General features: G+C 62.4%; 9 protein-coding genes. 3 read left to right on the top strand and 6 right to left on the bottom strand.

Annotated features, from left to right (window positions below; translation table 11 throughout):
- Nucleotides 1-5: 5 nt before the first annotated feature.
- From M0639_RS04960 to M0639_RS04940, 5 genes are all read right to left on the bottom strand, one after another.
- Complete coding sequence (locus M0639_RS04960; RefSeq protein ID WP_063315148.1) at nt 6-1,394, bottom strand: DUF1254 domain-containing protein; 1,389 nt, start codon at nt 1,392-1,394, stop codon at nt 6-8.
- A 55-nt stretch (nt 1,395-1,449) separates the two neighbouring features.
- Nucleotides 1,450-1,863 carry an HIT family protein gene (locus tag M0639_RS04955; protein WP_042920316.1) on the bottom strand — a complete coding sequence of 138 codons (414 nt, stop codon included), beginning with the start codon at nt 1,861-1,863 and terminating at the stop codon, nt 1,450-1,452.
- 66 nt (nt 1,864-1,929) lie between these two features.
- Nucleotides 1,930-3,351: an adenylosuccinate lyase gene (gene purB / locus M0639_RS04950; RefSeq protein WP_058039170.1), complete on the bottom strand. Its 1,422-nt coding sequence runs from the start codon at nt 3,349-3,351 to the stop codon at nt 1,930-1,932.
- Between the two features lie 55 nt (nt 3,352-3,406).
- Nucleotides 3,407-4,012 (bottom strand): TetR/AcrR family transcriptional regulator, encoded by a 606-nt coding sequence (locus M0639_RS04945; protein WP_003945736.1) that lies wholly within the window; start codon nt 4,010-4,012, stop codon nt 3,407-3,409.
- Nucleotides 4,013-4,076: 64 nt separating this feature from the next.
- The gene (locus M0639_RS04940) at nt 4,077-5,192 is read right to left on the bottom strand and encodes a pyridoxal phosphate-dependent aminotransferase (protein ID WP_197486157.1); all 1,116 of its coding nucleotides are present in this window, start codon (nt 5,190-5,192) and stop codon (nt 4,077-4,079) included.
- Between the two features lie 207 nt (nt 5,193-5,399).
- Between M0639_RS04940 and M0639_RS04935 the strand changes: the two genes are divergently transcribed.
- Genes M0639_RS04935 through M0639_RS04925 form a run of 3 tightly spaced genes read left to right on the top strand, consistent with a single transcriptional unit; the run spans nt 5,400 to nt 11,851 of the window.
- Nucleotides 5,400-7,010, top strand: coding sequence for an ABC transporter substrate-binding protein (locus M0639_RS04935; protein WP_063314977.1), 1,611 nt, complete (start codon nt 5,400-5,402; stop codon nt 7,008-7,010).
- Between the two features lie 54 nt (nt 7,011-7,064).
- A complete protein-coding gene (locus tag M0639_RS04930; RefSeq protein WP_064074144.1) occupies nt 7,065-10,433 on the top strand; it encodes a serine hydrolase in 3,369 nt (1,122 codons plus the stop codon).
- 20 nt (nt 10,434-10,453) lie between these two features.
- Nucleotides 10,454-11,851, top strand: coding sequence for a serine hydrolase domain-containing protein (locus tag M0639_RS04925; protein WP_064074166.1), 1,398 nt, complete (start codon nt 10,454-10,456; stop codon nt 11,849-11,851).
- A 51-nt stretch (nt 11,852-11,902) separates the two neighbouring features.
- On the opposite strand, the gene M0639_RS04920 is transcribed toward M0639_RS04925, so the two are convergent.
- Nucleotides 11,903-12,712, bottom strand: coding sequence for a COG4705 family protein (locus M0639_RS04920; protein ID WP_054782118.1), 810 nt, complete (start codon nt 12,710-12,712; stop codon nt 11,903-11,905).
- Nucleotides 12,713-12,739 lie beyond the last annotated feature (27 nt).

The raw sequence follows: 12,739 nt of genomic DNA, 5'->3' as shown, positions 1-12,739 counted from the left end.
ACGCTCTAGGCCGGCTCGATGTCACCAAGCTTCCAAGTCCGATCGAAATACGGTTCGAGCGGTCCGTAGAAGCGGAAGTACGAGAACCAGTGCTGACCCGCAATGGTCTGAACCCAATTGGGTTCCTTCCCTACCGGAGCTGTAGGTCCGTAGTAAAGATCCACCGAACCGTCCTCGTTGACAACAAGATCGGGATCTCGCGAGCCACGGTCACCTCGGCCCTGCTCGTTGTCGACAAGGCAGCGTGTGTCGACCGAGTAGACCGTCGCGGACCAGAACAACTTTGCCGGGACATCGGCGGGTACGTGGAGTGTGTAACTCTTTGCTCCGTCCAACCAGTGGCCCTCGGCGTCGGCGTAGCTACCCAGATATGCCTGCCCAAGTCCGGGCGTCGTACTCTTCATCGCCTCGGAGAAGGTGACCGCCTCGTAGAACCACGACGCGCGTTCGTAGAACTCGTCGTAGTTGTCCCCTCGCTGAGCTGAGTTGTCCAGGACAATCGCCAAGTCCCACTGGCGATCCGGCCAGTAGCGCGAACCGGGGAAGCGTTTGACGAACGCATTCGCCTGGGCGAACACCTCCCCCACTTCGACGGCCCGTTGCAAGATCTTTCTCGCTCGATCATCCGGGGCGAATGGCTTGCCCTTCTCAATCCCCAGCTGCCGAAGCCACGCCATCGGGAAGCGGTCGCGCTCTTCGACAGGTTCGTCCTGCACGATGTCGTGCAGGAGTTCCCAGTATCGAAGGTCTCGCGGCTGAATTCCGCTCCAGGGCTTGCCGTCCGGTGAGACCAGACGCGTCGGAGTCGGATTCTCACGATCGGAGTACGGGTACACCCGGACGGCGTCGACCAACGCGTCCGAGCGCGCCGGGTCGGGATCGAGCGTGCGGAAGCCGAACATGATGTGCATCATCGGGGAGTGGACAACGGTGTAATCACCTGTGTCCTCGGCACTCTGGCCTGGGCCGACTACCAGGGTCTTGCCACCCTTGCCTGCATCGGGGCCCATCTCACCGAGCACCGCGAATTCTCGTTGCCAGAAATCTGCGATGCCCCCGGCGGTCGGCCCTGGCGGCAATTCGATCACCAACGGCCCCGTTGCACCGAGATCGAAAAAGTTCAAGATGTACGGAGTCGTCGCGTTGGCGGTGATCAGGCCTAGTCGGTCACGATATGAGCGGTAGACGACGATATCGGAGGCAGTTGCTCCGAAGATGTTGGTATGCACGTCCATCCACTGAGCCCAGGACACGATGGGTATGGCCCACAAGTACGCCTGCACTGCTGTTTGGAAGTCGAGCTCGTCGAAGACCGTTGCGATGGTTTCGCGAGCGGGAAGCTCTCCGTCCCTCGGGACAAGTCCGCAGGAATACGTCAGTTCGATGTCGGCCATACCCAGATGGTGCTGGGAGAAACCTCGGCGCGAATCACCCACACCGGGTGAACCTCTAGTTCAGTGCGCCTCGAATGACGGCAGCCGTGCTGTCGAGGATTGTCCGATTGGGCGTGCGAGGTAGGGCGCGCAGGCCGAAGCCGTCGCCGCGATTTCGCGGAATGACATGCAGATGAACATGGAAGACTTCCTGCCCCGCAACAGCTCCGTCGGAGAGGTGCAGATTCACTCCGTCGACGGGAAGAGATCCGGTACGCATCGCCGCGGCGATCTTCTGCGCGACGGCGAAGATCCTGGCACCGTCGTCGGGATCGAGCGTGGACAATCCACTGGCGTGGCGCTTCGGCACGACCAGGAGATGGCCGGATGTGAACGGCCGAATATCCATGAAGGCAAGGACATTCGCGTCGTCGTAGACGACGCTGGCCTCGGCCTCACCGGCGATGATGGAACAGAAGATGCAGTCCATGGTCTCCGGCCCCTGTGCGCCTTTTCGGTAGTGGTGACCACCGAAAAGGCGCACGGGGCGTAGCCCTTACAGAATCGGCGACGGCGCGTACGCCGCAGCTTCGGGGTTGGCGTCGACAAGTTTCTGCACCTCGGCGACAACGGCATCGACCTGAGCCGAAGCGGCACCGACAAAAGCAGCCTTGTCGGCCAGGGCCTCGTCGAGTGCAACGCGGTCGAGCGGCAAACGGTCGTCGGCGGCAAGGCGATCGAGCAGGTCGGGCTCCTTGCCCTCTTCACGCATCGCCAGCGCAACTGCGACGGCATTCTCCTTGATCGCCTCGTGTGCGGTCTCGCGTCCGACGCCGGCGCGGACGGCGGCCATGAGCACGCGCGTCGTGGCGAGGAACGGCAGATACCTGGTCAGTTCCTTCTCGATGACGGCCGGGTACGCGCCCATCTCGATCAGCACGGTCAGGAAGGTCTCGAACATGCCGTCGATCGCGAAGAACGCGTCCGGAAGCGCGACGCGGCGCACGACGGAGCAGAAGACGTCGCCCTCGTTCCACTGCGCACCCGCAAGCTCGGCTGCCATGGAGCCGTATCCGCGCAGGATCACCTGAAGTCCGTTGACTCGCTCGCACGAGCGGGTGTTCATCTTGTGCGGCATCGCCGAGCTGCCGACCTGGCCGGGCTGGAAGCCTTCGGTGACCAACTCGTGGCCGGCCATCAGGCGGATCGTGTGTGCAAACGACGACGGTCCCGCGCCGACCTGAACGAGCGCGGAGATGACGTCGTGGTCGAGGGAACGCGGGTACACCTGGCCGACGCTGGTCAACACGTGAGCGAATCCGAGGTGCTCCGCAACCTTCGCTTCGAGCTGCTCGAGTTTGGCCGCATCGCCGTCGAGGAGGTCGAGCATGTCCTGAGCGGTCCCCATCGGGCCCTTGATCCCACGAAGCGGGTACCGGTCGATCAGCTGGCGCAGACGCGTCAGTGCAACCAGCAGCTCGTCGGCGGCCGAAGCGAAACGCTTGCCCAAGGTAGTGGCCTGAGCTGCGACGTTGTGCGAGCGGCCGGCCATAACGATGGACGAGTACTCGGCAGCGCGCTCACCCAGACGGGCGGCGACGGCGATGCCGTGGCTGTAGACGTGTTCGAGAGAACGCACGATCTGCAGCTGCTCGACGTTCTCGGTGAGGTCGCGGCTGGTCATGCCCTTGTGGACCTGCTCGTGCCCGGCAAGTGCGTTGAATTCCTCGATGCGTGCCTTCACGTCGTGGCGGGTGACCCGCTCGCGGTCCGCGATGGACTCGAGGTCGACGTTGTCGATGACACGCTCGTAGTCGTCGATGGCGTCGGCCGGAATGTCGATGCCCAGCTCTGCCTGCGCACGCAACACCGCCACCCACAATTGACGCTCGAGCACGATCTTGTACTCGGGAGACCACAGAGCAACGAGCTCCGGGCTGGCGTAGCGGTTGGCAAGGACATTCGGGATGCGGCTCACGAGGCCTCAGTCTAACGGGGGCCAAGCAGTGCCGTTACCCCCGATAGAGACCGAGCTAGACCGGCGGCGCCATCACGTCGATCGATTCCAAGAGCATTCCCCTGGCCAACCCCCGTGGGTCCGGGTCGTACTCCCCCAGAGCCGTGATCATCGCACCGTCGACCATCGCGACAAGACGGCGCAATTGCCCCTCGGGAGCCGACCGGCCCGAGCGTCGAAGCGCATCGGTCAACAGGTCGTCGAGCTGGGCTCGTAGGCGCAACTGCACGTCACGAAGTGCGGGATGACGGGCACACGCGACGAATCGTTCGTAGCGCGAGATCAAACGCTCGCGGCTCTCCGGCCGCTTCTCTTCGTCTCCGAGCAGCAGCTCGACCAACAGTTCGACGGTTGATTCCGCGCCCCGCCGACGTTGGGTCACCGCAGCCACTCTGGCGCGCATCGCTTCCATGTCGGCGTTGCCGTTGAGCTCGACGGCACACGCGATCAGATCGTCGAGTGAGTCGAAGTAATAGGTCGTCGAAGCCAGTGGAAGGTCAGCTCTGGTTGCCACCGCTCGGTGACGAACGGCGTCGAACCCGCCCTCCAGCAAAAGTTCAGCAGCGGACGCCACCAGAGCTTGGCGACGTCGTTCGCCCTTGGGCGTAGCTGCAGAAGACACCACGACATCGTGCCAGCAGAGGGCACCTCCGCATGGCGAAACAGCTCGAAGACCCTGCTGTTTGTTACCCGAGCCACTTCTCGAGGCGGGCCAGTGCCTCCTGGATGTCTGCTGTCGCACCCGCGAACGAGAGTCTGACCATCCGGTTTCCGTGGACGGTGTCGAAATCGATTCCGGGTGCCAGCGCGACCCCGATATCTGTCAGCAACCGGGCACACCACGCGGCGGCGCCCTCGTCGCCACACAGATGGCCGATGTCCGCGTAGACGTAGAACGCACCGTCGGCGGGAGCCAACTCGGTGATGCCCAGTTTCGGCAACCCGGTCAACAACAGTTCACGATTGACGGCGTACCGCTGAACGTGCCCGTCCAACTCGACCTTCGCCTCGTCCGAGAATGCCTCGACGGCGGCGTACTGAGAGATCGCGGGCGGACACACGGTCATGTTCGACGCGAGTCTCTGCAGCGGGCGCCGAAGATAGGTCGGCACCAACATCCACCCGAGTCGCCAACCCGTCATCGAGAAGTACTTGGACACCGAGCCGATCACGACGGATTCGCGTGAGGTCTCCCAGGCGCTCGACGTGTGCTGATCGCCGTATCCGATGCCGTGGTAGATCTCGTCCGAGACCAGAAGAGTTCCGTGCTGCTCGCACCACGTCGCCAATGCAGCGAGCTCCTCGGGCGAGATCACCGTGCCCGTGGGATTTGCCGGGCTCGCGACGATCAGACCGGCAGGCGGCGACGGCAAAGCCTCGAGCATTTCCACTGTCGGCTGGTATCGAGTTGCCGGCCCGCAGTCGAGTTCGACGACGTTGCAGCCGAGAGCGGCAAGGGTATTGCGGTACGCGGGATATCCGGGTCGAGCAACCACCACGGTGTCGCCCTCGTCGAACGCGGCCAGGAAGAGCAAGGTGAACGCCCCGGACGAACCGGTCGTCACCACCACGTCTTCGGCGTCGACGGCGATTCCCGATCGCTCGCTGTGGTAGCGCGCAATAGCCTCGCGTAGCTGCAGGATCCCGAAAGTCTCGGTATACCCGAGTAGTTCGGTGCCCAGAATCTCTCGCGTCGCACGTAGCACCGGTGCCGGCGCGGGCGTCGACGGTTGACCTGCCGCCAAGGTCAGGACGTCACCATGTGTCCGCTGACGTTCGGTCGCGGCCTTCCATACATCCATGACATGGAAGGTCTGGATATCTGATCGACGAGATTCTGAGCGCACACTCCGACGGTAGTCGAACCGTGGTGCGGCAAGAAACGACGACCACCCATTGTGACGATCCGACAGATTCAGGCGCTCAGCATGAGTCGATTCAACGAGACCTGGGCCACGTCCCTCGCGCAACATTGATCAACGACTTCCTTCGATCAAAAGGTGCATCAGATGAAAGCTCGCTCAGTGCCCACTGCGGCTCTGGTCACGATCGGCGTTCTCACGGTTGCCTCGTGCGGAAGCACCTCTGATCCTGGCGGCAATTCTTCCGGCGACTACGCGAAGGACGGCAGTTTCACCACGATCGTGAACACCGATCCCGGCAACCTTCATCCCCTGATCACCAATCTGACTGCCACGCAGGCGATCAACAGCTATACGAACGACTCGTTGTTGGCCATCGACCCCAAAACCCGCGCAGCGGGCTCGTATCTGGCCGAAAAATGGAGCGAGAACGGAACTTCGCTGAACTTCACCCTCAAAAAGGGGATCACGTGTGAAGACGGCACGACCTTCACTGCCCAGACAGCGGCAAACAACATCAACTGGGTCGTCGACACGACCAACGGCTCGCCGTGGTTGGGAGCATCCGTACCCGAAACTGCGGTAGCAACCGCTGATGGTGACGAGCTCACGATCAAGACAACGGAACCCGCGCCCTTCCTCCTCGAGCGCATCGGCGCTCTCAAGATGGCGTGCCAGGCAGCCCTCGACGACCCTGCCAGTGTTCGAGGCAGCAGCAACGGAACCGGACTGTTCAAGATCACCGAAGTAGTGGCCAACGATCACGTCACGCTCGAACGCCGCGACGGATACAACTGGGGGCCGAACGGCGAAACCACGTCGGACACGCTCGGAGTGCCCAAGACGGTCACGATCAAGGTCGTGACCGACGCCGCGACGACGGCGAATCTCGTCCTCACCGGAACGGTCAACGCGGCCCCGGTTGCCGGCGCGGATATCGAACGTGTGGAAGCTTCAGGCCTCGAGTCGATGACGTCCAACACCCTGAGCGGACAGTTCATCTTCAACCACAATGCGGCTCTCCCCACCAAGGACGAAGCCGTACGCACCGCACTCGTGCAAGCGATCGATCTCGACGATTACACGGACATCAACACCGGTGGCAAAGGCTCACGAGCTACGGCACTGGCAGTAGTCGATCCGCGGGCGTGTGACTTCGACAGCGTCACCGGTGTAGTTCCGAAGTTCGACATGGCCGCTGCGAAAAAGACTCTTGCGGACGCCGGTTGGAAACCCGGATCCGACGGTGTCCTGACCAAGGACGGTCAAGCGCTGCAATTGACGGTCATCTTTGCCAACTACCGCGACACCACCTCTGCAGCAGCAGAATACGCGATGAAGCAGTGGCAGGAGCTCGGCGCGAAGGTAGAGCTTCGTGGTGGTGACAACAACTTCATCATTTCCAACACATTCGCAGCGAAAGACCTGACGTCATGGTCGATCTCGATCGGACTGACCGTCCAGAGCGATACCCCCAGCATCTTCGTTCCGTACTTCGCCGGCCCCACCCCACCGTCGGGTGTCAACTTCGCATCGATCGACAATCAAAAGTACGCCGAACTGGCGGCGAAGGCCTCGGTTCTGCCCGGGCAGGAATCCTGCTCGGTGTGGAAGGAAGCGGAACAAGCACTGTTCACCTCGTCCGACGTCATTCCGGTGTCCACGTCGCCGAACTTCATGTTCTTCAACGGCGCAACGGCCCTGTATGCACCAGTTGGCGGCACCCTGGCCGGCCCTGGCGTTCGCGTTCTGAAATAAGCCGGAAGACAAAGCTTTACGTCTGCATCTATTTCTCCGATTCGAAGGATCTACATGACTGACCGTCCATTTGTTCTCGACGACCTCCACCGTGTGGTCACACCCACTGAGACCTCAATCTCTCCCGACGGCACCGTGGTCGTCTTCGTTCGCTCGGAAATTGTTGCTGGAAAGGCAACTACATCGCTCTGGGCGGTGTCCCGCGATTCCCAGGCTCGCCGCCTCACCGCAGGGCCCGCCGATTCTGCCCCTCGGTTCTCTCCGGACGGAACCTCGATTGCCTTCCTGCGTAAGGTCGGCGACTCCGCGCAGCTGCACCTGATCCCGCTCGCCGGTGGCGAGGCCGAAACTCTCACCACATCAGCATCACTCCCCCTCGGCGCCGGTGCAGCAGCCTGGAGCCCGGACGGAAATGCCATCGCGTTCGCCGCTGTGGTCTCACGCTCGGACTCCGCCGATCCGAATGCTCCCATCGTCACCGACCGACTCGGATACAAGGTGGACGGTGCCGGTTGGCTCGGCACCTTCCGTCGCCACCTTCACACTGTCGATCTGGAGACGAAGGCAGTTCGACGGCTCACCGACGGTGATTGGAATGCCGACGTTCCGTCCTGGTCGCCCGACGGCACGGCCCTTGCCTTCACCGCGAATCTCGAACCGGACAGCGATCTGAACCTCACGTTCAGCGCTTACCGCATCCTCGTCGACGATCTGTCGGTTCCCCCGCAGCGACTCGGTCATGCCACCGGAGTGCAGGGCTCCACACTGTGGCATCCGCAGGGAGATTCGGTCGTCGCCATCGGCACTCCCGAGGTCCGTGTCGGAACTGCAGACCTGATCCGGCTGTCCGTCCCCGGCCCAACCGAGACACCGGTCGACGTCACCCTCACAGCTCATCTCGATCGCAACGTGATGCCCGGTGCACCCGGTTACCCCGGCGGCACACCGGCACTGTCGAATACTCGCGACGAAATCGTGTTCTGCCTACGCGATCGTGGATGGACGCATCTGTACGCGGCCGACATCGAAACCGGCACCTCTCGATCCCTCGTCGCCAATCCCAACGAGGTCGTCTCGGCGCTCTCCGTTGCCCGTGACGCCCGCGTCGCCTCCGTCATCGTCACCACGCAGCAGTCCTTCGGCGAGGTCGCACTCGTCGATCTCGACAGCGGCGCGGTCACCACGCTGACGAAATTCACCGCAGAAGCACTCCCCGAGGTGACACTGTTTGCCGCCGAGGAACGCGAGTTCACCATCTCCGACGGCCGCACCGTGCATGGTTGGTTGCTGTCCGCTCCCGAAACCAGTGGCGCTGCACCTCTTCTGCTCGACATTCACGGCGGACCGCACAACGCGTGGACCGGCGTTGCAGATACCTATCACCCCGCCCACCAGGTTCTCGCCGCCCAGGGTTGGCGCATCCTGACCCTCAATCCACGTGGGTCGGACGGGTACGGCGCAGACTTCATGTACGCCGTCAACGGCGCCTGGGGTACCTCCGACCAAGCCGACTTCCTCGAGCCGATCGACGCGCTTGTCGCCGAGGGACTTGTCGACGGGGACCGTCTGGCGATCACCGGGTACAGCTACGGCGGATACAGTACGTGTCACCTGACGTCCGCGACGGATCGTTTTGCCGCTGCAGTTGCCGGCGGGCTGATCTGCGATTTCAACGCCATGGCCGGAGTCTGCGATTTCGGTCCGCACCTCGCGTCACTCGCCACCGGCACGACTGTTCCCGAGAACTCCGCGGGGCTGCTGGCAGCCTCACCGCTCGCCGCCGTGAAGAATGTGGTGACCCCGACGCTGATCCTGCACGGAAAGTCGGACGAGCGGTGCCCGCTGGGTCAGGCCGAGGCCTGGTTCGCCGCACTGCGCCAGCAGCATGTACCCACCCGACTGGTGGCGTATCCCGGTGCAAGCCACGGGTTCCTCGTCAACGGCTCGATCTCGCACCGAATCGACTACAGCACGCGGCTCATCGAGTGGGTGAAGCGATACACCTCCGCGAAGCTGCCCAAGACCGGCCTGGCCAATGCATCTGCCGGCGCCGACGCGTGGAAGCGCTCACTGGACGTACTGTGTGAGCGTTACGGCGTCACCGGTGCTCAATTCGGTATTCTCACACTCGATTCCAGCGGCAAGGAAATCACCCGTACGACGGTGGCTTCCGGCGTGATCAACGCAGACACCGGGGTCGAGGTATCCACCGACTCCCTGTTCCAGATCGGATCCATCACCAAGGTATGGACCGCGATGCTGGTCATGCAGCTTGTCGACGAAGGCTTGCTCGACCTGGACGCGACCGTCCGGTCGATCCTGCCCGATTTCGCACTGCAGGACGAGGAAACAGCTGCCCGCATCACGGTTCGCGCACTTCTGAACCATCGCAACGGAATCGACGGTGACCTGTTCATCGACAAGGGTCGCGGCGACGACGTCGTCGAACGCTACGTCGAGGGCCTGCGTGACTTCCGTCAGGTTCATCCACTCGAGGACGGCTTCGCGTACTCGAACTCCGCGTACGTCCTTGCAGCTCGTATCGTCGAGGTTCTTCGCGGCGGCATCTGGGACGACATCCTCAAGGAGCGGATCATCGATCCGCTCGGCCTCGCGCACACACTCACGTTGACCGGGGATACACCGAGATACTCTGTGGCAGCGGGTCATACGGGGAACTCCGTCGTGATGCCCGTCTGGCCGATCACCCGCTCGATGGGGCCCGCCGGCTGCATCACTGCCAGCATCGGAGATCTACTCACGTTCGCGGAACTCGGTCTTCTCGAAGGACAGAGCGTCGACGGCGTACGGATAGTGTCGGAAAAATCGGCCGCCGCGATGCGCACACCCGAAATCGACATCAGCGAACTGTTCCCGGACAAGTCGGGTTGGGGCTTGGGCTGGTTCCACGAAACCTGGTCGGGCGAAGAGATTTTCGGGCACGACGGCAGCACCATCGGGCAGCACGCATATCTGCGTATCTTCCCCCGCCACAATGTCGCGATCGCACTGCTGACCAGCGGCGGCAAGGCCGACGGCCTCTACCGTGATCTCTTCACCGAAGCCGCGGCCGCGTTGGTCGGACTCGAACCTCCGCAAGCCCTCGCCCCGAACCCCGCGAGTGTGGAGTCGATTCCGGATTCGGTTCTGGGAAAGTACAGCTCGGGCGGAATAGCAATCGAGTTCCGTCGTGGAGAGTCCGCTGACGAGGCCGTGATCACCGTCATCGGCGACGTAATCCCGAATCCCGAGGAAGACGAAACAGCTCCGAAGAAGCCTGCAACGGTAGCCACTCTCGTACCGTCGCAGATCCCGGGGACCTGGACCACCCGTCAACCCGGGGCCGCCGGTTGGACGACGGTACGGCCGCACCGAGACGGAGTGTACGTCGGATTCCGCTTCCTACCACGGGTTAACGCGTGACGATGACCGATACACATACGATGACGGAAACACAAAACGCCGAAACACAGAACGCCAGCGAACTCGAGGAATCAAAGATGCAAGAACAGCTTCAAGAACTCGTCGATCAGTGGAGGGTCGAGGCGAACATCCCCGGCGTCTCGGTCGGCATCGTTCACGGCGACAACGACATCGTCGTCACCAGTGGCATCGAGAGCGTCGAAACCCAACTCCCGGTCACCGACAAGACGATGTTCATGATCGGCTCCACCACAAAGGTGTTCGCCGCAACAGCCGCGATGGCACTCGTCGAGGACGGCCTACTCGATCTCGACACCCCGTTGGTCGAGTACGTCCCCGAACTGACCTTCGCCGACGAAACAGCCACGCGCACAGTCACGATGCGTCACCTCCTCACCCACACCGGCGGATTCACCGGCGACGCGGGCCTCTCGGCAGGCTGGGGCGAAGACGCCCTGGGACGCTCGGTTTCACGGCTGAACGAACTGCGACAAGAATTTCCCGTCGGAGAAGTCTTCTCCTACAGCAACTCCGGATTCGTTCTCGCCGGACATGTCGTGGCCAAGATCAGCGGACTGACCTTCGAAGAGCTGGTCAAGCAGCGCGTGCTCGACCCCCTCGACATGAAGAACTCGGCCTTCCTGCCCTGGGACGTGATGACCCACCGGTTCGCACTCGGTCACTACATCCGCGACGGTGTGCCGTTCGTGTCCAACGAAACCGGGCTGGACCGCGGCATGATCCCTTGCGGCGGAATGTGGTCCTCGGTGCGAGACCAACTCGTCTGGGCACGTTACGCACTGTCTGGCGAACACCCCGGCGAAGGACAACCGCTCGACGAGTCCACCCGGTTGTTGATGCAGAAGCCGCAGCGTCCCGCCGCGATGATGTTCGAAGAAGTCGGCCTGGGATGGCTGTTGACTCGATACGGAACCACACAGGTAGTGCGGCACGGCGGAAACGTGAGCAACCTCCAGGTCTCCGAGTTCATGACAGTGCCCGAGAAGAACTTCGCCGTCACCGTGCTGACCAACGCCCTCGGCGGCGGAATCGGCAAGAAGATCGTCGACTGGTGCATGGCCAACCTCACTGAACTACCCACGCCGGCATCCCTCGACGTGGTCGAGCCCGAACCCGCTGCCGTCGACGCAGTCCTGGGCAAGTATCAGGCCGGCTCACTGACGATGACCGTCGCCCCCGGTGACGAGGGAATCGGCATCCGGATGGGCAGCGCGCAGGATCTCGGTGAATACGAGGACATCGTCTGGCCGCCGGCAATCCCGATCGCCTTCCTCAACGACCGTGACTTCGCTGCGCGCGCCGACACCACCCGGGCGTTGGGACGCTTCGTCACCGACGACACCGGTCGCGCCGTGATGCTCGAATTCGGCGGCCGCACCGCCAAGCGAGTGGCTTGATCCTCTAGACGGGTGACGCGGTCCGAACAAGTGCGATCGAACTCGCCGATCTCACCGGACCGCGTCACCCGTTTTTGCGTCTGCGGGCTGCCGTTCATTGCTCGGTTCTGGCAGAACATCGACTTTGGTGCCAGTGAGAAAGGCGACCAGCGCGACGATCACGATCGTGAAGACAATGCTCACCACCGTCGGCCCGAATCCCAAGCCGCCCTCATCTCGGTCTTGGGTCAACAGGTCACCGATGGACGCTCCCAATGGACGAGTGACAACATAAGCGATCCAAAATGCAAGTACAGCATTGAGTTTCAGGCCGAAGTGCGCGGCGGCCACTACGGCGATCACGACGCCGAACAACACAGCAGACTTCGCATACCCCAGGTCCACCTGTTCGGCAATCAAGTCTCCTGCCGCCGTTCCCAGTGAAAATGTGAACAGGATGGCGAACCAGTAGAACGCTTCGCGCTTCGGCGTGCGAATACTGTGGATGGACAACGTCCGTTCACTGGCAAACCAGATCCCGAACGTAGCGGCCAGGGCAACCGCAAAGACTCCCGTACTCACTTCGAGCGGTACACCGAGATCGTCGGTCAGAATGTCGGTGATGAGCGTTCCGACTACGCTGATCAGAACTACCACCAGCCAATAAATCCACGGTACATACTGTTTCCGCGTGAACTGGATGATCAGCGCGACGACCAAGAACACCGAAGTCAACGCAGCGGTGCCGATCAGTCCGATACCTAGATCCGCGTCGAGTGAATCCGCGGCAGTCTCCCCCACCGTCGTGCCCAGAATCTTGATCAGCCAGAAGTACAGTGTGACCTCTGGGACCTTGCTCGCCATTTCACGCGTGAACGCCATGTCGGCCAGCGTGGCACCTGGTTGTTG

The sequence above is a fragment of the Rhodococcus qingshengii JCM 15477 genome, from assembly GCF_023221595.1.
Lineage (GTDB): Bacteria > Actinomycetota > Actinomycetes > Mycobacteriales > Mycobacteriaceae > Rhodococcus_F > Rhodococcus_F qingshengii.
The sequence above is the reverse complement of the archived record's forward strand: the minus strand, read 5'-3'. Positions and strand labels throughout refer to the sequence as shown.